At 70.8% G+C, this 21,450-nt stretch carries 20 protein-coding genes; 8 read left to right on the forward strand and 12 right to left on the reverse strand.

Features of this window, described 5'->3' with window-relative positions:
- Positions 1-149: 149 nt before the first annotated feature.
- On the reverse strand, positions 150-587 hold the full coding sequence (locus tag QFZ27_RS01805; protein ID WP_429224370.1) for a cupin domain-containing protein: 438 nt from the start codon (positions 585-587) through the stop codon (positions 150-152).
- The gene (locus tag QFZ27_RS01810; RefSeq protein ID WP_429224371.1) at positions 584-1,186 is read right to left on the reverse strand and encodes a glutathione S-transferase; all 603 of its coding nucleotides are present in this window, start codon (positions 1,184-1,186) and stop codon (positions 584-586) included. The genes QFZ27_RS01805 and QFZ27_RS01810 overlap by 4 nt, the downstream gene beginning before the upstream one ends.
- A 222-nt stretch (positions 1,187-1,408) precedes the next feature.
- Here QFZ27_RS01810 and pstS point away from each other — a divergent pair, with 222 nt between their 5' ends.
- Positions 1,409-2,512, forward strand: a complete 1,104-nt coding sequence (gene pstS, locus QFZ27_RS01815; RefSeq protein WP_429224372.1) for a phosphate ABC transporter substrate-binding protein PstS — start codon at positions 1,409-1,411, stop codon at positions 2,510-2,512.
- Between the two features lie 28 nt (positions 2,513-2,540).
- Positions 2,541-4,271: a Na/Pi cotransporter family protein gene (locus QFZ27_RS01820; RefSeq protein ID WP_429224373.1), complete on the forward strand. Its 1,731-nt coding sequence runs from the start codon at positions 2,541-2,543 to the stop codon at positions 4,269-4,271.
- Positions 4,272-4,292: 21 nt separating this feature from the next.
- Here the strand turns inward: QFZ27_RS01820 and gloB are convergent, their stop codons facing one another.
- Positions 4,293-5,063, reverse strand: a complete 771-nt coding sequence (gene gloB, locus QFZ27_RS01825; RefSeq protein ID WP_429224374.1) for a hydroxyacylglutathione hydrolase — start codon at positions 5,061-5,063, stop codon at positions 4,293-4,295.
- Between the two features lie 318 nt (positions 5,064-5,381).
- Complete coding sequence (locus tag QFZ27_RS01830; protein WP_429224375.1) at positions 5,382-7,274, reverse strand: DNA/RNA non-specific endonuclease; 1,893 nt, start codon at positions 7,272-7,274, stop codon at positions 5,382-5,384.
- A gap of 106 nt (positions 7,275-7,380) precedes the next feature.
- On the opposite strand from QFZ27_RS01830, the gene QFZ27_RS01835 reads away from it, so the two are divergent.
- The 4 genes from QFZ27_RS01835 (at position 7,381) to QFZ27_RS01850 (ending at position 11,228) form a co-directional block, all read left to right on the forward strand.
- Positions 7,381-8,142, forward strand: coding sequence for a class I SAM-dependent methyltransferase (locus QFZ27_RS01835; RefSeq protein ID WP_429224376.1), 762 nt, complete (start codon positions 7,381-7,383; stop codon positions 8,140-8,142).
- A gap of 168 nt (positions 8,143-8,310) precedes the next feature.
- Positions 8,311-9,174: a chorismate mutase gene (locus QFZ27_RS01840; RefSeq protein WP_429224377.1), complete on the forward strand. Its 864-nt coding sequence runs from the start codon at positions 8,311-8,313 to the stop codon at positions 9,172-9,174.
- A gap of 3 nt (positions 9,175-9,177) precedes the next feature.
- A complete protein-coding gene (gene hisC, locus QFZ27_RS01845) occupies positions 9,178-10,281 on the forward strand; it encodes a histidinol-phosphate transaminase (protein WP_429224378.1) in 1,104 nt (367 codons plus the stop codon).
- Positions 10,278-11,228 (forward strand): prephenate/arogenate dehydrogenase family protein, encoded by a 951-nt coding sequence (locus QFZ27_RS01850; protein ID WP_429224379.1) that lies wholly within the window; start codon positions 10,278-10,280, stop codon positions 11,226-11,228. Before hisC ends, QFZ27_RS01850 begins: the two co-directional genes overlap by 4 nt.
- A gap of 45 nt (positions 11,229-11,273) precedes the next feature.
- Here QFZ27_RS01850 and QFZ27_RS01855 read toward each other — a convergent pair whose 3' ends face one another.
- Complete coding sequence (locus tag QFZ27_RS01855; protein ID WP_429224380.1) at positions 11,274-12,293, reverse strand: DUF2125 domain-containing protein; 1,020 nt, start codon at positions 12,291-12,293, stop codon at positions 11,274-11,276.
- Positions 12,294-12,418: 125 nt separating this feature from the next.
- On the opposite strand from QFZ27_RS01855, the gene QFZ27_RS01860 reads away from it, so the two are divergent.
- Positions 12,419-13,003 carry a gamma-glutamylcyclotransferase gene (locus QFZ27_RS01860; protein WP_429224381.1) on the forward strand — a complete coding sequence of 195 codons (585 nt, stop codon included), beginning with the start codon at positions 12,419-12,421 and terminating at the stop codon, positions 13,001-13,003.
- Here the strand turns inward: QFZ27_RS01860 and QFZ27_RS01865 are convergent.
- The 6 genes from QFZ27_RS01865 to QFZ27_RS01890 all read right to left on the reverse strand — a co-directional run bounded on the left by QFZ27_RS01865 (position 13,000) and on the right by QFZ27_RS01890 (position 19,250).
- Complete coding sequence (locus QFZ27_RS01865; protein WP_429224382.1) at positions 13,000-15,264, reverse strand: adenosylcobalamin-dependent ribonucleoside-diphosphate reductase; 2,265 nt, start codon at positions 15,262-15,264, stop codon at positions 13,000-13,002. The genes QFZ27_RS01860 and QFZ27_RS01865 overlap by 4 nt on opposite strands.
- Before the next feature lie 90 nt (positions 15,265-15,354).
- Positions 15,355-15,735: a serine hydrolase gene (locus QFZ27_RS01870; protein WP_429224383.1), complete on the reverse strand. Its 381-nt coding sequence runs from the start codon at positions 15,733-15,735 to the stop codon at positions 15,355-15,357.
- A gap of 106 nt (positions 15,736-15,841) precedes the next feature.
- Positions 15,842-16,264 carry a DoxX family protein gene (locus QFZ27_RS01875; protein WP_429224384.1) on the reverse strand — a complete coding sequence of 141 codons (423 nt, stop codon included), beginning with the start codon at positions 16,262-16,264 and terminating at the stop codon, positions 15,842-15,844.
- A 63-nt stretch (positions 16,265-16,327) separates the two neighbouring features.
- Positions 16,328-17,857 carry a hypothetical protein gene (locus QFZ27_RS01880; RefSeq protein ID WP_429224385.1) on the reverse strand — a complete coding sequence of 510 codons (1,530 nt, stop codon included), beginning with the start codon at positions 17,855-17,857 and terminating at the stop codon, positions 16,328-16,330.
- A gap of 7 nt (positions 17,858-17,864) precedes the next feature.
- Positions 17,865-18,620: a lysophospholipid acyltransferase family protein gene (locus QFZ27_RS01885; protein WP_429224386.1), complete on the reverse strand. Its 756-nt coding sequence runs from the start codon at positions 18,618-18,620 to the stop codon at positions 17,865-17,867.
- Positions 18,621-18,626: 6 nt separating this feature from the next.
- A complete protein-coding gene (locus tag QFZ27_RS01890) occupies positions 18,627-19,250 on the reverse strand; it encodes a YdcF family protein (RefSeq protein WP_429224387.1) in 624 nt (207 codons plus the stop codon).
- A gap of 194 nt (positions 19,251-19,444) precedes the next feature.
- Here QFZ27_RS01890 and QFZ27_RS01895 point away from each other — a divergent pair, with 194 nt between their 5' ends.
- On the forward strand, positions 19,445-20,161 hold the full coding sequence (locus QFZ27_RS01895; protein ID WP_429224388.1) for a zinc-ribbon domain-containing protein: 717 nt from the start codon (positions 19,445-19,447) through the stop codon (positions 20,159-20,161).
- A 291-nt stretch (positions 20,162-20,452) separates the two neighbouring features.
- On the opposite strand, the gene QFZ27_RS01900 is transcribed toward QFZ27_RS01895, so the two are convergent.
- Positions 20,453-21,421: a threonine ammonia-lyase gene (locus tag QFZ27_RS01900; RefSeq protein ID WP_429224389.1), complete on the reverse strand. Its 969-nt coding sequence runs from the start codon at positions 21,419-21,421 to the stop codon at positions 20,453-20,455.
- Positions 21,422-21,450: the final 29 nt, after the last annotated feature.

The following is a 21,450-nucleotide window of genomic DNA, read 5'->3' on the forward strand; positions in this document are numbered from 1 at the left end:
GATCGAGCCGCTCCAGACTGTCGCAAACCGATATGGGCCGCGAGTTCGGTGCCCTGCCCCTTCGCGCGCGGACGCGCGCAGCCACCTCCCCCTAGCCCCCTCCCGCAAGGGGAGGGGGGAGGATAAGAGGTGCGGGGAGAAGCGGCCCCCTACCCCAGCTCCGGCCGCCAGTCCGGTGGGGCCAGGGTGAAGCCTTCGAAGCGGAAGGCCGGGGCGACGACGCAGCTGACCAGGGTCCAGTCGCCGAGGCTGCGGGCCGCCTGCCAGTGCCCCTCCGGCACCACCCCCTGGAAGCGGTCGCCGGCCATGAGGTCGGGGCCGAGGCGCAGCACCTCGCCCGCCTGGCCGGTCTCGGCGATCGACAGCTCCAGCGGCGCGCCGGCCTGCCAGATCCAGATCTCCGGCGCGTCGACGGCGTGCCAATGCGACACCTCGCCGGCCCGCAGCAGGAAGTGGATCAGCGAGGCCCGGCCGCGGCCGCCTTCCGGCGGCGGGTCGCGCCACAGCTCGACATAGTGGCCGCCCTCCGGGTGCGGCTGCATGCCGAGCCTGGCGATGATCGCCTCCGGCGTCATCGCGCCGCTCATGCCTGGGCGATCGTCGCGACGTAGGACGGGCGCTCGGCGAAGGCCGCATGCCAAGCGGCGAGACGCGGATGGGTCTCGCGCCAGCCCCAGTCGGCGAAGCGCAGGTCGAGATAGCCGAGAGCGCTGGCGGCGCCGATCGTGCCGATGGTCACCGGCCCGTCAAGCTCCGCCGCATCGGCCTCCATCTGGTCGAGCGACTTCCGGATCTTGGTCTTCTGGCGTTCGATCCAGGGCTCGTGCTGCTTCTCCGCCGGGCGCAGCGTGATCTCATAGCGGATCAGCAGCGCGGCATCCATCAGCCCGTCGGCCAGGGCTTCCCAGCGCAGGGCGCGCCAGCGGTCTGCCCCCGCGGCCGGGACCAGCTTCGCCCCGTCATGCAGCGTGTCGAGATACTCGCAGATCACCGGGCTGTCGTAGAGCGGGCCGAACTCGGTCTCCAGCACCGGGATCTTGTTCAGCGGGTTGCGCGCCGACAGGCCGCTGGCCGGGTCCTCGGTGCTGGTCGGCACCACCTCGATCCGGTCCTGCAGGCCGGCCTCGTGGGCGACGATGCGGACCTTGCGGGCGAAGGGCGAGAACGGGCTGTAGAGGAGCTTCATGATTGTCCTGGTTGGGAAATCGGCCGGCGAGGCGGTCAGGGCCTGTGACCATAGGTCAAGCCGCGGCTCCCGGCAAAACCATAGGACATCCGGAAGCGGCCTCGGCCCGGCCGGGGACAGCAGGTCGAGATAAATTCGGCGCGAAATGTCTCCTTAACCGAACCGTCACAGGCAGCCTCTACAGTGTGCCGGTTTTCGCCATCCAATCGAGGGGGAGGTGGCGTGTCCGCTTTCAGCCGCATTCACCGGGCCGGCTTCACGCGCCGTCTCACCGTCATGGCGTCGGCCGTCATCGCCGCCGCCGTCGTGACATTGGCTTCGACCCATGACGCGGCGGCGCAGCGCGTGCAGGGATCGGGCTCGACCTTCGCGTTTCCGGTGATCAGCGCCTGGGCGAAGGGGTTCCTGGAGTTCCGCGCCGGCGACGGCGATTTCCTGGTCGACGACCGCGGCATCGACTACGAGCCGATCGGTTCGCTCGGCGGGATCATGCGGCTGGCGCAGCCGGAGGTCGACTTCGCCACCTCGGACGCCCCGCTCCCGCCGGCAGACCTGGCCGCGCGCGGCCTGGCGCAGTTTCCGGTCGTCATCGGCGGGCTCGCCGCCGTGGTCAACCTGGACCGCATCAAGGCCGGCGAGCTGAAGCTCGGAGGGGATGTGCTCGCCGGGATCTATCTCGGCAGGATCACCCGCTGGAACGATCCGGCGATCGCCGCCCTCAATCAGGGGCTTGCCCTTCCCGACCAGGCGATCGCGGTCTTGCACCGCGCCGACGGATCGGGATCGACGCTGGTCTGGACGCGCTATCTGTCGGCCTCCAGCCCCGAATGGAAGGACAGCGTCGGCAGCGACACGCGGGTCCGGTGGCCGGCCGGCGCCGCCGCCGAGGGCAGCTCGGGCATGCTCGACGCCGTCAGGAGGACCAAGGGCGCCATCGGGTATGTCGAGTTCGGCCAGGTCGGACGGGCCGGGCTGATCTTCGCGCAGCTCGGCAATGCCGGCGGCCGCTTCATCACGCCCAGCCCGGAGGTGTTCGCCGCGACGGCGGCCCGCGCCGCGTGGGATCCGGCCAAAGGCTTCTACCTGCATCTGACCGATGCCGCCGAGCCGGATGCGTACCCGCTCACGGCCGCCACCTTCGTGCTGATGCACAAGACCCAGCGGTCGGCCGCGCGCACCCGGCGGACGCTCGCCTTCCTGGACTACGCGCTCGGGCAGGGCGGCCCCCAGGCGGCCGCCCTCGGCTATGTGGCGCTGCCGCCCGAGCTGGTCGAGCGGGTCAGGGACTACTGGCGCGCCAACCTCCCAGGGGCGGAGGCATTTTGAAACACCGGGCCGAAGAGGGAACAGGACGATGAACATCGATTATTTCCGTGAGATCATCGTCCCGGTGATCGGGGGCCTCGGCATATTCCTGCTGGGCCTCGAATTCATGTCGAACGGCATCCAGGCGCTGGCCGTCAACCGGATGCGCGAATTGCTGGCCAAGTTCGCCGGAACGCCGGTCAAGGGCGTGCTGGCGGGAACCGTGATCACCGGCGTCCTGCAATCCTCGACGGCGATGACGGTCATGGTGGTCGGGCTGGTCAATGCGGGCGTCGTCGCGCTGCGGCCCGCCATCAGCGTGATCATGGGCGCCAATATCGGCACGACGCTCGGCAACGGGCTGATCGCCCTGCCGCTCGGCCCCCTCGGCCTGCTGTTCGCGGGCGTGTCGGCGCTGATCTACGTGTTCGCGAAGGATGAGCGGGTCCGGAACATCGCGCTCGCCTGCATGGGGTTCGGCCTGATCTTCTACGGCCTGAACCTGATGACCGGCGGCCTCAAGCCGCTGCGCAACATGCCGGAGATCATGTCGCTGATCTCGAGCCTCAATGCGGAGGGCTTCCTGGGCCTGATCAGCTGCGTGCTGGTGGCCGCCCTGATCACGGCGCTGATCCACTCGTCATCCGCCACGATCGGCATCGTCATGGGCCTCGGCGCTGCCGGCATCCTCGAGTGGCAGACGGCCGTCGCCTTCTCGCTCGGCGCCGACCTCGGCACCACGATCACGTCCTGGATGGCCTCTCTCAATCTCTCGAAGAACGCCAAGCGCGCGGCCTACGCCCACATCTCGTTCAACTTCCTGGGCGTCGCGGTGATGCTGCCACTGTTCTTCCTCTCGATGCAGGTGCTCGAAGTCGCGATGCAATGGTTCGGCGGCGATCCCGGCATCCCCGTCATCGTCGACGGCAAGGAGACCTATCCGCTGGTGCCGGTGGCCATCGGCCTCTATTCGACCGCGTTCAATATCTTCAACACGCTGCTGCTGTTCCCCTTCACCGGGGCGTTCGAGAAATACCTGTCCCGCGTCGGCCATACCGAAGCCGACGACATCGAGGATTATTCGACGCCGAAATATCTCGATCGCGCCTTCTCGGGCGATCTGCTGAAGGCCGTCCCGGCCGTGCAGAAGGAGACGCTGCGCGACCTCGAGGCCGGCGCCGTGTTCCTCGACATCGCGCGCGGCGCCAAGTCCGCCCCGAAGGACCCCGGCGAGCACTTCATCGCGGTCGACATCCTCAACCGCGACATCCGCGCCTATTCAGCCTCGCTGTTCCGGGAGGACATGCCCTACGACCAGCTCGACCTGGTGGCGAGCCTGATCGAGGAGGCCGATTTCACCGCCAGCCTTGCCGAATCGCTGCATCAGGTCGCGCGGCGGGTGAAGCGCGAAACCTTCGGCAAGCAGGCCCGGGAGATCGTCGACGCCGCGCTGCTGAAGCTCGACCACGCGATGCGGCAGATCATGCCGAATGGCGGCGTGAAGCCCCCCAGCATGCCGGCCGGCCATGTCACCATCCCCGCAGTCGAGGAGTTGCGGACACGGGTCCTGAACGCCGGCGCCGGCATCGGCGCGATCGAGCGCGGCGCCCTTCTGGCCATCCTCGGCAGCGTCGAGCGGGCGGACCTCCTGATCAACCGGATCGACGCCGAGCGCAAATCGGTGAACCGGGCCGAGGTGCTGGCCCGGATCACCTCGGCGGCGACGAGGGGGCAGGGCCACGCCGGCTATGGGGAGCCTCAAGCCGTGCCGGCGCAATAGCGGCAGTGCAGTAGCGGCAGCTCAGAACCGGTCCTTGCGGCCGCGGATCTCGGCGAAGACGGCGACGGGATCCGCCCCGGCCATGCCAATCGCGGCCTGCAGCTCCGGCTTGTCGGCGCGCAGGAAGGGGTTGGCCAGCTTCTCGCGGCCGAGCTGGGCCGGGATGGTCGCGGCACCGCTCTCGCGGGCGTCGTCGACATCCTCGGCATAGGCCTGCAGCACCGGGTTGGCACCCTCGACCGTCAGCGCGAAGCGGGCGTTCGACTGGGTGTATTCATGGCCGCAATAGATCCGGGTGGTGTCCGGCAGCGCCCGCAGCTTCAGCAGGCTGGACCACATCTGCTCGGGCGTGCCTTCGAGCAGGCGGCCGCAGCCGAGGGCGAACAGCGTGTCGCCGCAGAACAGCACGCCGGCATCCTCGAACCAGAAGGCGATGTGGCCGGCGGTGTGGCCCGGCACATCCAGCACGCTGCCGCGGGCAGCACCGACCATGACGTGGTCGCCCTCGGCGACGCCGCGGTCGAGGTCGGGGATGCGGCTCGATTCCGCCGCCGGCCCGACGATCGAGGCGCCGTAGCGCTTCGCCAGCTCGTGGTTGCCGCCGACATGGTCGCCGTGGTGATGGGTGTTCAGGATCCAGTCCAGCCGGCCGCCCTTGGCCTCCAGCCTCGCCGCCACCGGGTCGGCCTCGCCAGGGTCGACCACGCCGACCATGCCGGTCGAAGCGTCCTCCAGCAGATAGGCGTAGTTGTCCTTCAGGACGGGGATCAGCGTGACGCGAAGCGAGGCCATGCGTCCTCCTGGACCGGATGTCGAAACGGGACGGGGCAGCATAGCCGCTCCCGACCCGCTCCGCGACCCCGGCGCGGCAGTGAGGTGGATGATCGGCTGAGCGCCACCCTGTTGCCTCTCCTCCTCGGGCCTGAACCGGGGACTGCGAAACCTTTTCGAAATCCCCCATCCGTCATGGCGAGCCCCGAAGGGGCGTGGCCATCCACTGGCACCGTCCCCTGGATGGCCACGTCGGCTTCGCCTCCTCGCCGTGACCATTCGGGGAGCACCCGAAAGGGACCCGCTTGCGGGCAATCCGCTCCCCGTAGCAAGAGCCGGTCACAGCTCGATGTCGGCCAGGCTCTCGATCAGCGTCACCCGCGGCACGGATTCGGCCACGCCGCGGCGGCCGCGCCGCGGGCGGGCCGGCTCGGCACGGTCGTCGGCCGCCTTGAGGTCGCCGAAATCGAGGCCGGTGCGGCTTTCCAGCTCCGCGATCGGCAGTTGGTACAGCCGGAACGGCTCCAGCCCCAGCGCCTCGATCCGGTTCAGGAGGTCCTCCTGGGTCAGCAGGAAGGCCTTGGCCTTCAGCCCGCCGGCCTCGACATAGGCGACGATCTTCCAGAAGTCGCGCGGGATCGCGGTGCCGCGATAGACCGGATCATCATCGCGGAACACCGGGCCGCCCAGCACCGAGACGCGCAGCTGCTCGACCTCCACCTCTTCCAGGATCGCGTTCTCCAGCAAGCCCCAGAGGCCGTTCAGCCCGGACTGGTTGTAGGCCTCGTGCTGCGGCGCGATGTTGGTGAAGTAGAAGGAGTCGCGGTTGGCCCGCGCCGCCTCCTCCGGCGGACCCCAGACCAGGTCCTGGCGCCGGGCGATATGGCCGCGGTCGAGGCGGTTGGAGGCGTAGACGGCGTCGCCGGTCTGCCATTTCGCGTCGACCAGCGGGTCGACCGTGAACTTGAGCCCGCTGCGGCTGAGCAGCCGGATCTGGCCGCCATCGACGTTCCAGGCCACCCAGCGGGCCAGGCGGCGCGACTTGCTGAGCACCAACGAGAAATGGGTGTGGCGGATGACGGGTGAGCCGCCGGCCTTGGCGGCATCCGTCTCCTGCGCCTTCGACATCGCCGGCAGCGGCACGGTCTTGCCGGCCAGGAACTGCGGGTCGAAGCCGCCGCCGGAGGCGGCCGGAGCGGCCTGCGCCAGCTCGGGCGGCACCGGCTCGATTTCGAGCTTCTTGAACACGGCGTCGGCGGTGCAGGCCAGGGCGAAGTCGCCCTCGCCGGCGTCGGCGCCGTCGGCTTCGCCGCCGAAATGCAGGCCGAGCATGACGTCGGTCGGGTTGCCCTTGCCGTCGAGGCCGAGCCAGACCGAGCCGGAATCGCCGCCCTTGCTGATCTCGTTCTCTGCCGCCGGGCGGTCCGGGTCAGGGCCGATCTCGAAGCCGCCGATGCGCTTGAACCCGACCCCGTCGCCATAGGACAGCTTCACCGTGGTCTCGATCCGGGTGACGACGCCCCAGGTGACGCCGGTGGTGCGGCCGGACTTCACCACCCGGTCGCCGAGCTCCGGCCGGCCGAGCCGGGCGACCCGGACGCCGAGGTCCAGGATCTTCGGGTCGATGCCACGGCCCTCGATCCGGGCGATGGCGCAGTCGCCGGCGAGGCCGAGATGGCTGCGCACCAGCACGCCGCAGCCATTGCTCTCGACTCGGTTGTCATCGAACGGCCCGGGCTGAACGATGGTGTCGCCGAGCCGGCCCTGCTCGCCATGCAGCACATGCCAGTTCGACAGGATGTGTGGCCGCCCTTCCTGCCGGTCATAGACGATGCAACCGAGCGTGCCGGCCGTGCCTGCCGGGTGGCTGACGCTGATGCCGGGCAGCAGCGGGTCGTGCCGCAGCTTGCGCTCGTCCTTCAGCACCTGCGGCACCAGCTGCCAGGACGGCTTGTAGCGGCGCTCGACCACGTCGGTCGGAATCGTGATGCCGTCGACCACGATGCTTTTCGGCAGCGGCGGGATGCCCTCATCCACCAGCGCCTGGGGCGCGATCTTGCGGCCGACGGTGAACTGGATGCACAGCGCGCCGGTCGGCTTGCCGGCTTCGAGCTTCCGGCCGATGCCGACAGAGGTGACGTTCGGATGGTCGAGATAGAGGTCCGCGGCCTCGCGGGCGGCCTGTTTCAGGCGCTCCGGGTCGATTCCGCGAGGCTCGGTCTTGCGGGCCATTAAGCGACTCCTGAAATATCCTGTTGTGGCAGCCAGGCGCGACGATGGGCCAAAGCCGCCGCGATGCGTTATCCTAACGTGGGCAGCCCCTTGGGACGACCGCCGGATGTACAGCGACATCATCGATCTGCGCGAGTTCTACGAGACCAGCCTGGGCCTGGTGGTGCGCCGCATGGTGCGCCGCCAGATCCGCACGCTGTGGCCGGACACGCAGGGCCAGATCATCCTCGGCCTGGGCTACGCCACGCCGTTCCTGCGGCCGTTCCTGGGCGAGGCCGAGCGGGTGATCGCCTGCATGCCGGCCGAGCAGGGCGTGGCCCATTGGCCACCGGACGGCCGCGGCCTGGTGGCGCTGAGCGAGGAGTGCGAGCTGCCGCTGCCCGACATGTCGGTCGACCGGGTGCTGCTGGTGCACGGGCTGGAGGCGACCGAGCAGCTGGGCGAGCTGATGCGCGAGATCTGGCGCGTGCTGAACGGCAGCGGCCGGCTGCTGGTGGTGGTGCCGAACCGGCGCAGCCTGTGGGCGCGGTCCGACCGCACCCCGTTCGGCCACGGCAAGCCCTATTCCTCGAACCAGCTGAACCAGATGCTGCGCCAGCACCAGTTCGTGCCGGAGCGGGTGGCCCGGGCCCTGTGGCTGCCGCCGACCCGGTCGCGTTTCCTGCTGTCCACCGCCCCGGTGTGGGAGGAGGTCGGCGCCCGCTGGTTCCAGCGCGTCGCCGGCACGGTGATGGTCGAGGCGTCGAAGCAGATCTACCAGCTGTCGCGCGGCAAGAAGGTCCGCGCCCGGCGGCCGGTGCTGGTGCCGGTCGGGGCGGGGCAGCCGGCTTTGGGCGTGCGGCGCGAGGGCGAGGAGCAGCCGAGCTAGGCGGGTGAGGAAAACCGGCACGGGATAGCTGCGGCCCCGGGGTCCGGCATGGATGCGAAAGTCCATGTCCGCGATGCGTAAAACCCCAGATGTTTCCTTTGCTTTCGCCCCCTGCCCGTTCTACATCTGATCGCCCTCGCCCCGGCAGGTTCCAGCCCGCTCCAGACGATGCCAGACACCCCCCAGACGCTCGACTCGTTGCGCCGGCAGATCGACGAGATCGACGAGGCGATCCATGACCTGATCATGCAGCGGGCCGGGGTGGTGCAGGACGTCGCCGTCGCCAAGAACGGCGACCCGCTGGCGATGCGGCCGGGCCGCGAGGCCGCGATCCTGCGCCGGCTGGCAGGACGGCACGGCGGCGGCTTCCCGCTGCCGGAGCTGACCCGGATCTGGCGCGAGCTGATCGCCGGCTGCACCCGGATGCAGGCCCCCTTCGCCGTCGCGGTGCACGCGCCCGAGGCCCGGGGCGAGCTGTGGGACCTGGCGCGCGACCATTACGGCAGCCACACCCCGACCACCGCGGTGGCCGGGCCGATGCAGGCGATCCGCGCCGTCTATGACGGCAGCGCCGCCGTGGCCGTGGTGCCGTGGCCGGTCGAATCCGACGCCGATCCCTGGTGGCAGACGCTGCTGTCGGACGATCCGCGCACACCGCGGATCGTCGGCAGCCTGCCCTTCGTGGTGACCGAGCGGAACCGCGACGAGCCGCTGGCCCTGGCGGTCGCCCCGCTCGACCCCGAGCCGACCGGGGACGACCACGCCCTGATCGCGGTCGAGCTGACCGGCGACATCAGCCGCAGCCGGCTGAAGCAGATCTTCGAGACCGCCGGCCTGCCGCCGGTGGCGTTCTGGACCCGGCCGGCCCGCAACGCCGAGGATTCCGCGGTCCACCTGGTCGACGTGGCCGGCTTCGTCGCCATCGGCGACTCCCGGCTCGGCACCCTGCGCGAGCGGCTGGACGGGCTGGCCCCCCGCATCCGCCTGATCGGCGGCTTCGCCACCCCGATCGCCATCGGCCGCCGGAGCTAAGCCATGACGACCGTCCAAGCGCCGCGCCCGCGTCCGGGCCTGCTCGATATCGACCCCTATGTCGGCGGCGAGGCCAAGGCGGTGCCGCATCCGCAGCTGGGCCGGCCGATCCGGCTGGCCTCGAACGAGGGCGCCTTCGGCCCCAGCCCGCAGGCGACCGCGGCCTATCGCGAGCTGGGCGGCGAGATCCACCGCTATCCCGACGGCGGCTGCAGCGCCCTGCGTCAGACCCTGGCCGCCCGCTTCGGCCTGGACGCGGAGCGCATCGTCGCCGGCGCCGGGTCGGACGAGCTGATCGCCCTCTTGGCCAAAAGCTATGCCGGGCCGGGCGACGAGGTGCTGTACAGCCGGCACGGCTTCCTGATGTACCCGATCGCGGCCAAAGCAGTCGGCGCCACACCGGTCGCGGCGCCGGAGACCGACCGCAAGACCGATGTCGACGCGCTGCTGGCGCATGTCACGCCGCGCACCCGCATCCTGTTCCTGGCCAACCCGAACAACCCGACCGGCTACCTGCTGCCGAAGGCCGAGGTCGAGCGGCTGCACGCCGCCCTGCCGCCGGATGTGATCCTGGCGCTGGACGCCGCCTATGCCGAATACATCGACGACCCCGACTACAGCGCCGGCGCCGAGCTGGTCGACCGGGCCGGCAACGTCGTGATGCTGCGCACCTTCTCGAAGATCTACGGCATGGGCGCGCTGCGGCTGGGCTGGGCCTATGCCTCGGCCGGGATCACCGACATCCTGCATCGCGCCCGCGGCCCGTTCAACGTCAGCGCCGCGGCGCAGGCGGCGGGCGTGGCCGCGCTGGCCGACGAGGCCTTCATCGAGAGGAGCCGCGCCCACAACGCCGAATGGCGGCGCTGGACCGCGGCGGAGCTGGAGAAGCTCGGCCTGTCGCCGCTGCCCTCGGCCGGCAACTTCCTGCTGGTCGATTTCGGCGACCGCGACGCCGAGACGGCGCGGCTGCACCTGAAGGACACCGGCATCCTGGTGCGCCAGATGGGCGGCTACGGCCTGCCCAGCTGCCTGCGCATCACCATCGGCACCGCGGAGGAGATGCGGGCGGTGGTCGCGGCGCTGGCCGAGCATCTGCGCGGCCGATGAGCGCGCCGGCGACCGACACGGGGGCGCCGATCTTCCGGCGCCTGGCCCTGCTGGGCATCGGCCTGATCGGGTCCTCCGTCGCGCGCGCCGCCCGCAAGCACGGGCTGGCGGGCGAGATCGTCGGCCATTCCCGGCGCCAGGAGACCCGCGACGAGGCGATGGCCCTGGGCTTCCTCGACCGGGTCGAGGCCGATCCGGCCGCCGCCGTGGCCGGCGCCGATGCGGTGATGATCTGCGCCCCGATGGGCGCCTATGAGCAGCTGGCCAAGGCGATCGCCCCGGCCCTGGCGCCCGGCGTGGTGGTCACCGATGTCGGCTCGGTCAAGGGCATGGTGGCGAAGACCATCGCCCCCTATCTGCCGGCCGGCGTGCACCTGGTGCCCGGCCATCCGATCGCCGGCACCGAGCATTCCGGGCCGTCCGCCGGCTTCGCCGAGCTGTTCATCGACCGCTGGTGCGTGCTGACGCCGGAGTCGGGCGTCGACCCGCAGGCGGTAGCCAAGGTCGAGGCGCTGTGGCGCGGCATGGGCATGATGGTCGAGCGCATGACCGCCGAGCACCATGACCGGGTGCTGGCCATCACCTCGCACATCCCGCATCTGATCGCCTACACCATCGTCGGCACCGCCTCGGACATGGAGGAGGCGACCCAGGCCGAGGTGATCCGCTTCTCCGCCGGCGGCTTCCGCGACTTCACCCGCATCGCCGGCTCCGACCCGGTGATGTGGCGCGACGTGTTCCTGACCAACAAGGACGCGGTGCTGGAGGTGCTGCAGCAGTTCACCGAGGACCTGGTGCGGCTGCAGCGCGCCATCCGCCGCGGCGAGGGCGACACGCTGCAATCCTGGTTCACCCGCACCCGCGCCATCCGCCGCGGCGTCGTCGACGCCCATCAGGAGGAGATGGAGCCGGAGAAGGCGGCGCGCCTGACCAAGGAAGAGGATTGAGGTCCTCGTAGGTTGGGTTCGCGCTTGCGAACCCAACCTACACGGTCACTGCTGCCACCGGATCTCCGGCAGCTTGGCCACCTGCAGCGGGCCGAAGGAGATCTTGCCCTTCTCGATCGTGATCGGCGCGGTGACGGTGCGGGTGCCGTCGGCCGCCGGCTGGCCGGCCATCAGGTCGAGCCCGACCTTGGCGAAGCCGGCATCGCGGTCCTTGACCACGCCGGCCTTCTGCAGATCCTCGATCACCGCGCCGTAGCCGCGGATCTTCGCCGTCAGCGTGCCTTGCGGCTGTAGCTTGTCGTCGAGGTCGAGGGTGCCGCCGGCATCGATCACGAGCGGGCCCCAGCGCAGCGCCAGATTGTCGACCCGAAGCTTACCGCCGGCGGCGCGCCAGGCGGTCAGCTCCGGCGCCGTCGCGGCCTTCGGCAGCGGGCCCAGCACGGTCAGCCGCGCCGCCACCATGTCGACCCGCCGGCCCATCGCCTGCAGGCCGAGATCCGGCGTCTCCAGCCCTTCGATGTCGAGCGACGCGGCAGCACCCGCCCCGGCCTCCTCCGGCGCGCGATCGGCCGAGCCGTTGACCCGGGCGATCGGCAGCGGCGCCTGCAGCAGCCCGCCGGCGAGCTCGACCTGGGACAGGGTCAGCAGGATCCGGTTCGGCTTGCCGTCGCTGCCGATCCGGGCGCTGCCGCTGCCTGCGCCTTTGACGTCCACGGTCAGCGCCGGGCTGCCCGGCAGCGTGATCCGCTGCGGCGGCGCGATGGTGAAGCCGACCTCGGGCAGGGTCCAGGGCCTGGCGGTGGCGACCACCCCGGCGGCGTTCCAGGCCAGCCCGTCGATCCGGCGCAGGCTGGGCGCCTGCGATTCGACGGTAAAGGCCAGCGGGAAGCCCTCGACGCTCAGCGTGCCGGGATCGACCGTGACCCCGGGCGGCGGGTTGGCGGCGAAGGCCTGCGCCTGGGCCTCGACCTTGCCTGCGGCCCAGTACCAGCCGCCGGCCCAGCCGGCGGCGAGCAGGGCGATGAGGGTGGTGGGAACGACGACGATACGGCGGCGGCGACGCATGGCGGTCCCGGATGGTGGCATGAGGAGGGCACGTGGCCGCGCCGGAGCTTCGGAGTCAAGCCGAAGCAGCAAAACGCGACACGACGCCCCTCCCCTTCGCACCTGCAACACGCTACATCTGGTGGATGGCCGATGGTCATCACGATTGGAAGACGCCGAACCTGCCGCTGACCCCGGGCGAGCCGCTCTGGGTGTTCGGCTATGGCTCGCTGATGTGGAATCCGGGCTTCCCGCATCTCGAGCGGCAGCCGGCGGTGCTGCACGGCTATCACCGCCGTTTCTGCGTGCTCTCGCACCGCTATCGCGGCACGCCGGAGCGGCCGGGGCTGGTGCTTGGGCTCGACCGCGGCGGCTCCTGCCGCGGCATGGCCTTCAAGGTGGCGCCGGAGCATGTGCAAGCGGTGGTCGCCTATCTCTGGGAGCGCGAGATGGTGACCGGCGTCTACCGCCCGAGCCTGAAGCAGATCCGGCTGCCCGATGGCCCGGCCACCGCCTGCTGCTTCCTGGCCGACCGCCGCCACCACCAGTATCGCGGCGCGCTGGATGTGGAGGAGACGCTGGCGATGATCCGCACCGGCATCGGCAGCAGCGGGCCGAACCGCGACTACCTGCTCAACACGGTCGAGCATCTGCGCGAGCTGGGCATCCGCGACGGCGCCTTGTTCGCGCTGGCGGAGCGAGTAGCGAAGGCGGTGGAGCCGGCGACCTAACCGCAGCGCGAGTAGCCGCAGTTCAAGCAGGTGTCGCAACCCTCCTGCCGGATCAGGGTCGGGTGGCCGCATTTCGGGCAGGACCGGCCCGGCAGCCGACCGGGATTGCCCGCCGGCTCGGCCGTGACCTCGACCGCCACCTCCGGCACGATGCCCTCCGGCTTCGCCAGGAAGCCCGTCGCCACCATGTGCCGCTCGATGGTCTCGCCGATGGCGGCCAGCAGCGACGGCACGTAGCGCCCGCCCATCCATTGCCCGCCGCGCGGATCGAACACGGCCTTCAGCTCCTCGACCACGAAGGCGACGTCGCCGCCGCGCCGGAACACGGCGCTGATCATCCGGGTCAGCGCCACGGTCCAGGCGTAGTGTTCCATGTTCTTCGAGTTGATGAAGATCTCGAACGGCCGTCGTCGGCCGTCGACCACCTCGTCGTTGAGGGTGACGTAGATGGCGTGGTCGCTGTCCGGCCAGCGCAGCTTGTAGGTCTCGCCCGGCAGCACCTCCGGCCGCGCCGTGGGCGCGCTGAGGCCGGGAGCGTCGGCCGCCCGTTTCGGCGCCGACTGCGGCTTGGCCGCCTCCAGCACCGCGCCGGTGATCGGGTTCGGGCGGTAGGTGGTGCAGCCCTTGCAGCCTAGCGCATAGGCCTGGGCGTAGATGTCCTTGAAGGCGTCGAAGGACAGGTCCTCCGGGCAGTTGATGGTCTTGCTGATCGAGCTGTCGATGTGCTTCTGCGCCGCCGCCTGGATCGCCAGATGGTCGGCCGGCTGCAGCGTCTGGGCGTCGACGAAATAGTCCGGCAGGGCTGAGTCGGTGCCATGGATCTCGCGGAACAGCCGGTAGGCGTAATTCTCCACCGTCTCCGCCCGGCGGCTGCCGTCGGGCAGCAGCACATTGCGGGTGTGAGTCCAGGCGAAGACCGGCTCGATCCCCGAGGCGACATTGCCCGCGAACAGCGAGATGGTGCCGGTCGGCGCGATCGAGGTCAGCAGCGCGTTGCGGATGCCATGCCGGGCGATCAGGGCGCGGATCTCCTGCGGCAGCTCGGCGACGCCGGGCGCGGCCAGGAACGCGTCGCGGTCGAACAGCGGGAAGGCGCCCTTCTCCGCCGCGATCTCGGCCGAGGCGCGGTAGGAGTGCAGCTTGATCGCCTCCAGCCACTCCTCGGTCAGCGCCGCCGATTCGGGCGAGCCGTAGCGCACGCCCAGCATCAGGAAGGCGTCGGCCAGGCCGGTGACGCCGAGGCCGATGCGCCGCTTGGCCTTGGCCTCGGCCGCCTGCTCCGGCAGCGGAAAGCGCGAGACGTCGACCACATTGTCCATCAGCCGGATGGCGATCGGCACGATCTCCGCCAGCGCCACACGGTCGAAGCGAGCCTCGGGCGTGAACGGATCGGCCACCAGCTTCGCCAGGTTGACCGAGCCGAGCAGGCAGGCGCCATAGGGGGGAAGCGGTTGCTCTCCGCAAGGATTAGTGCTTTGAATTTGCTCGCAATATTGGAGATTGTTCCGGGCGTTGATGCGGTCGATGAAGATCACGCCGGGCTCGGCCGAATCATAGGTCGAGCGCATGATCCGGTCCCACAGCTCGCGCGCCGGCAGGGTGCGGAAGACGCGGCCGCCGAACACCAGGTCCCAGGGCGCGTCGTCGGCCACCGCCTGCATGAACGGGTCGGTGACCAGGACCGAGAGGTTGAACATGCGCAGCCGGCCGGGGGCGCGCTTGGCCTCGATGAACTCGACCACGTCGGGGTGGTCGCAGCGCAAAGTCGCCATCATCGCGCCGCGGCGGGAGCCGGCGGACATGATGGTGCGGCACATCGCGTCCCACACATCCATGAAGGACAGCGGGCCGGAAGCATCGGCCCCGACGCCGGCGACCGGCGCGCCCTTCGGCCGGATGGTGGAGAAATCGTAGCCGATGCCGCCGCCCTGCTGCAGCGTCAGCGCCGCCTCGCGCAGATGGGCGAAGATGCCGGACATGCTGTCCGGCACCGTGCCCATGACGAAGCAGTTGAACAGGGTGACCTCGCGCCCGGTGCCGGCGCCGGCCAGGATGCGGCCGGCCGGCAGATAGCGGTGGTCGCTGAGGATGCCGAGGAAGCGCTCGGTCCACAGCTGCGGGTCCGATTCGGCGGCGGCCACGGCGGTCGCGACCCGGCGCCAGCTGTCCTCGACCGACTGGTCGACAGGCGTGCCGTCCGGCTGCTTCAACCGGTACTTCATGTCCCAGATCTGGGCCGCGATATCGCCCGGCTCGGCCACGACGGACCTCCCGCAGAACGGCAGACCCCAAAGGATGGGGGTGCACCGGGGGCGGGTCAACCAGGGTTCGTGGCAGCCCCCAGGACCCGGCTATTCCAGCCCGGCATAGATCGCGGCGCGCAGATCGGCGACGAATTCGCCCTTCATGCCCTCGAGCGCGATGTTGGTGAGGCCGACCACGGCCAGCCGCCTCGCCGGATCAACGAACCAGGAATGGCCGTAGACACCGCCCCAGCGCCAGGTGCCCGCGGTCATCGGCACCCCGGCCGCCGCCGGATCGGTCACCAGCGCGAAGCCGTAGCCGAAGGTGGTGCTGCCCGGCGAGGTCGGCATCGCCAGCCCGGGGATCTGGCTGCTGGCCATGGCCTGCACAGTCTCCGGCTTCAGGATCGGCGCGCCTGCGCACCCGCTTCGACCGAGCCCTGGAGGAGGACGAACTGTCGCCCGGCACCGACCCGGACGAACTGGCACGGTTCTACGGCGCCATCATCCAGGGCCTGTCGGTGCAGGCCCTGGACGGGGCCGGGCGCGACGAGCTGATGAAGATCGTGCGCCGGGCGATGGCCGCCTGGCCGGCTTAACCGATCGCCGACCGGCGCAGCGCCAGGATCCGCCCCGGTCCGTGCACCGCGGCGAAGAGCAGCCCGGCCAGGAAGGTGAAGTGGTCGACGAAGAAGCCGAACTCGGCTTGGTTGCCGGCCCAGTGCGACGGGCCGTGGAAGGCGAAGGCCAGGAAGACGACGTAGACGGCCGCCAGCAGCGAGGCCTCGGTGAAGTACGCTCCGGTGAGGAAGCAGATCACCAGCAGGCATTCGAAGATCGCGGCCAGCCAGGCCAACGGCAGCGGCGCCGGAAACCCCGCCATGGCGATGTAGCCGGCGGTGGCATTCATATCCATGAACTTGAACACCGCGGCCATCAGGAAGACCGCGGCGAAGATCAGCCGGCCGATGAGGATGGCGATCGACTGCCAGCCGGGCCCGGTCGTATCAGCATTCATCTGTCTTCTCCCCCAAGAAGGACTGCGAGGATAGCCGAGAGCTTCGTCGCAGGCGACCGGATGCTAGTCCGGCAGCGTCACCGGCGTCGCTGCGACCAGGGGGCGGCGCAGCCGGTCGGGGTCGTCGTAGCGCCATAGCGGGATGCCGGCGCAGCGCTCGACCCGGTCCGGCATGCCGTAGCGGGCGAGCACGGCGCGGGCGTTCAGCCCGTCCATCAGGATGAAGGCGAAAGATGGGGCGCTGCCGGCCCAGGTCTCGTTGACGATCCAGTGATAGGGCGCGCCGTTGCGCGCCACCTGGGCGATCCGGACCCGGCGGCCGGAATGCAGCACCAGCGGCTTGGCCCACCAGTAGCCGGCGAGGCCGGCGGCCGGACCCTGGAAGCAGGCCAGCGTCCGCGGCGGCTCGATCCGCGCCGCCAGCTGGTCCGGCCGGGCCCAGAGCGCGGCCGCCGCCGCCAGGAGCACGGCCAGCGCCGCCCCTGCCGGCCAGGCCGGGACCCGCAGCCGGTCGGCGGCGAGATGGGACAGCCACAGCGCGGTCAGCAGCCACCAGGGCTGGAAGTAGCGCAGGAAGGAGTCGTCGCGGAAGATGCCGAACAGCACCACCGCAAGCAGCGTGGCCAGCGAGGATGCGGCAGCAAAGACCGCGATCCGGTCGGCAGGTGCGATCTCTCGCTCCCCGGCCGCCAGGCCGCGCAGCACCATGAACGCGCGGAGGACCGGCAGCAGGGCGAAGGCGATCAGGCCGAGATTGACCGTCCGCTCCGCCGCATCCGCGCGCCACAGCACCCCGCCGAGCCGGAACAGGCCGTAGCCGATGCCGAGGTCGAGTTGGTCGCGATAGATCCCGTTCAGCGGATTGATCCAGCCCTGCAGCAGGAACGCGACCAGCGCCGCAGCGCCAATCACTGCCGCGGCCGCCAGGGCCGGGCCGCGGGTCCGCGGCGCCGGGGCGCAGAGCAGCGCCAGCGCCAGCGCCGGCGCGGCGGCATAGGGCAGGACGAAGCTGTCCGACAGCACCCCGGCCGGGATCAGCCCAGCCAGGCCGGTCAGCGTCCATGGGCCCGGGCTATCGATCTGGCGCAGCACCAGCAGCAGCACCGCGGCGGCGATCAGGATCGCGCCGAAATGGAAGGTGACGACGAAGGGGTAGACCAGCCAGTTCAGCGCATAGGCGCCGGCCAGGCCGCAGCCGAAGGCGAAGAGCCCTGCCAGCACCACGGCGAAGGCGGCCACGGCCATCGCGGCGGAGCGGCCGCCGGCCGCGCGGTGCACGGCGCCGCCGAGCAGCAGCAGCAGGCCGAGCTGCAGCGCCGCGGCCAGCGGCAGGGCCTGGCGGAAATCACCGGTCGCGAGGTCGGCCAGGCCATAGACCAGCATGTCCGGGAAGACGTAGGGGCCGGGCGTCAGGTGCCAGCCGCGGAGGACGTCGAGGCCGCGATGCAGGTCGTCGAACAGGGCCGGCAGATAGAGGACGTCGGCATTGCCGGTCAGCACGGCGGCGCCGGGCAGGCGCAGCACCAGCGCCGTGGCCAGCAGCGACAGGCCGGCAACCGCGACGACGAGGCGAATCAGGCGAAGCCGGCGCAACCTGCGGTCAGACCGGGGCCGCCGCCCGGGCCGGGCGTGGCGTCGGCGGGCCGCCGGCGGCGACCGACAGGCGCTCCGACGCCGTCTCCAGCTCGTCCTCCAGCCGCCGCATCATCTCCTCGCGCGGCAGGCCGGGCGGGATCGGCGTCAGGAACTCGACCGTGATCGTGCCGGGGCGCTTGCGGAAGGCGCGGCGGCCCCAGAACACGCCGGAGTTCAGCGCCATCGGCACCACCGGCACGCCCAGGCCCTCATACAGCGCGCCGACGCCGATGCGATAGGGCCGCCAGGTGCCGGGCGCGGTGCGGGTGCCCTGCGGGAAGATCGCGATCGGCCGGCCTTCCGCCACCCGGACCTTGGCGTGCTCGATCATGGCGCGGACCGCCTTGCTGCCGGCGCCGCGATCGACCGGGATCATGCCGGTCTTCAGCAGGTACTTGCCCCAGACCGGCACCTTCAGCAGCTCGGATTTCAGCACGATCGCCGGGTCGGGCAGCAGCAGATGCAGCTTGAGCGTCTCCCAGGCCGACTGGTGCTTGGCGGCGACGATGCAGGCGCCGTCCGGCAGGTTCTCGCGCCCGACCACGCGGTAGTCGATGCCGAGAACGATCTTCTCCAGCCAGTGCACGCCGCGCAGCCAGACGAAGATCCAGGCCATCGTCGCGCGATGCGGCAGGAACAGCGCCGGCAGCAGCACGAAGCAGCACAGCGTGGTCCAGCCGAAGAACAGCAGGTTGAAGAGGGCCGAGCGCAGGATGGTCATGACGCCCTATATCCTGTCCAGGGTGACACGCGCCAGCGCAACCAGGAATTTGTTGTATTCGGAGACGATCAGCCGCGCCGTGCCGGGCCAGGCCCACCAGCGGTCGAGATGCACCGTCCCAGGGTCGACCGGCTGGCGCTTGATCTCGATCTCCGGCATCGCGGCCCGAAACTCCAGCATGCTGCGCGGCATGTGATAGTTCGAGGTGACGAGGCGCAGGCTGTGGAAGCCGCGCGCCCGCATCCAGACCGCTGCCTCCTGCGCGTTGCCGATGGTGTCGGCGGCGGAATAGCCGAGATCGACGCAGCAGCGCAGCGAATCATCGGTCGGCGACAGGGCGAACAGCTCCTCCAGCCTGACGTCGCGGTGCACGCCGCTGACCAGCAGCCGCTCGGCGACGCCGCGGGCCAGCAGGTCGAGCCCGGCGCGCAGCCGCTCGCTGCCGCCGGTCAGCACGACGATGGCGTCGGTGTGGTCGGGGTCGACCTCGCCGCCGCGCCCGGCCTGGGCCACGAACCAGGCCAGCCCCAGCGCCCAGGCCACCGCCAGCACGATCAGCAGCAGCAGGACCCGGCGCAGGCGGCGGCGCCAGGGCCGGGACTTCGGGGAAGGATCGACGGTGCTCGACATCAACGGACTGCTGTTGCGCCGCGGCCGCGGTCACGGCGCCCGGACAGGAAAGGGGCGGATCGTGGCAAGATTATGCGGCCGCGTCACGGCCCCGGAGCGACATCGTTCGGCCTGGTTCCGCAGCGCCTTCGCGCCACTCACAAAATCGCCCCGGATGATATAGGCAGCGGCAAGGCGGCATGCGATAAGGCGCCATGATCGTCACCTGCCCCAGTTGTTCGACCCGTTACCTCGTCGATCCGGCGGCGATCGGCCAGGACGGCCGGCGCGTTAAATGCGCCCGCTGCGGCCATCTGTGGCGCGAATCGGCGGTCGAGCCGGTGCCGGCGGCGGCACCGCCGCCCGAGCCGCAGCCGGTGCTGGTCGGGCCGGCGGCCACGCAGGCAACACCGCCACTTTCGGCTGGGAGACATATCACCAACCTGCCGGTGGTGATCACGCCGCGCCGGCGCGACGGACCGGCGGTCGGCTTGGCCCTGACGGTGCTGCTGGTCGGCGGCCTGGCCGGGGTGGGCTATTTCGCGCGCGATTCGATCGTCCGCTTCTGGCCGCCGGCGGTCCGGTTCTACGACACCATCGGCGTGCCGGTGGCGCAGCCGGTCGAGACCGGCGCGCTCGGCCGCGGCTTGGTGCTGCGGGAGCTGGAGGTGCGGCGCGTCGCCGGCAGCGGCGTCGAGCAGGTGGTGGTCACCGGCCGGGTCGAGAACCGGGCGCTGATCACCCGGCCGGTGCCACCGATCGAGGTGCGCCTGCTGGACGCCAGCCGCACCGTGGTGGCACGCACGCCGCTGGTGGTGACGACCGAGTTGCTGGCGCCGGACGAATCGGTGCAGGTGGCGGTGACGGTCGAGGCCGCGCCCGACGCCGCCACCCGGCTGGAGATCGGCACGCAGACCGGCGCCGCGCCGTAGGCCAGGTTCGCGGTCTCTTTCCTACAATCCACCTTGTCATGCCCGGGCTTGACCCGGGCATCCAGAGATGTCGATGCCGCTCCGGGTGGCCGCTGGATCGCCGGGTCAAGCCCGGCGATGACAGGAAGGGAATGGCGTGGCCATCCAGGCGGCACCGCCCCCTGGATGGCCACGTCGCTACGCTCCTCTTGAAGAAGTTAAAACTTTCTTTCCATTCCGGGGCCGCGCAGCGGCGTGAGATGCTCGCCATGACGATGAGGTCATGGCTGAACAGCCGTCGAGCGTCCGGGGTCAGTTGACGCCGAACCGCCCCCGCCAGCGTTCGATGTCGGCCAGGGAGACGTTGCCGCCGCACAGGATCAGCGCCACCCGCGCGTCGCGCGGCAGCCGGTCCTTCAGCCGCAGCGCCGCGGCCCAGGTGCAGCCGGCGGCGGGCTCGGTCACCACCTTGGCCTGCTCGGCCAGGACCTGCACGCCGCGCACCGCCTCGGCGTCCGGCACCACCAGCACCTCCTCCACCGCGTCGCGCACGATGGTCAGCGTACGCTCGGAGACCGAGGGCGCCCCCAGCGTGGTGGAGATCGAGGTGATGGCCGGCAGCCGCACCGGCTTGCCGGCGGCCAGGGCCTGGCTCATGGCGTCGGCGCCCTCGGTCTCGACGCCCCAGATCCGGATCTCCGGCCGCAGCGTCTTCACCGCGGTGATGACGCCCGAGATCATGCCGCCGCCGCCGATCGAGGCGATGATGTCGGTGGTGTCGGGTGCGTCCTCCAGGAGCTCCAGCCCCATCGTGCCCTGGCCGGAGATCACCCGCGGGTCGTCGAAGGGATGGATCAGGGTGCGGCCGGCGGCGGCCTGGCGCTCGGCCTCGGCGAAAGCGGCGGCGATGTCGGCGACCAGCACCACCTCCGCCCCTTCCGCGCGGGTGCCGGAGACGTAGTTCTCCGGCGCCGCCTTCGGCATGATCAGCGTGGCGTTCAGCCCCAACACGCGGGCGGCATAGGCGACGCCGAGCGCATGGTTGCCGCCGGAGACCGCGACCACCCCGGCCGCGCGTTCGGCCTCGCCCAGGCTGAGCATGGCGTTGAAGGCGCCGCGCGCCTTGAACGAGCCGCCATGCTGCAGCAGCTCCAGCTTCGCCACCACCGGCAGGCCGAGCAGGCTGCTCAACAGCTCGCGCGGCAGGGTCGGGGTGCGCAGCACATAGGGGGCGATGCGGGCGCGCGCGTCGCGGATCGTCTCGAGCGTGATCGCCGTCACGGGAATCCTCGTCCTGGCGGAAATGGCCG

The organism is Inquilinus ginsengisoli, from assembly GCF_050434925.1.
GTDB classification, from domain to species: Bacteria; Pseudomonadota; Alphaproteobacteria; order DSM-16000; family Inquilinaceae; genus Inquilinus; species Inquilinus ginsengisoli_B.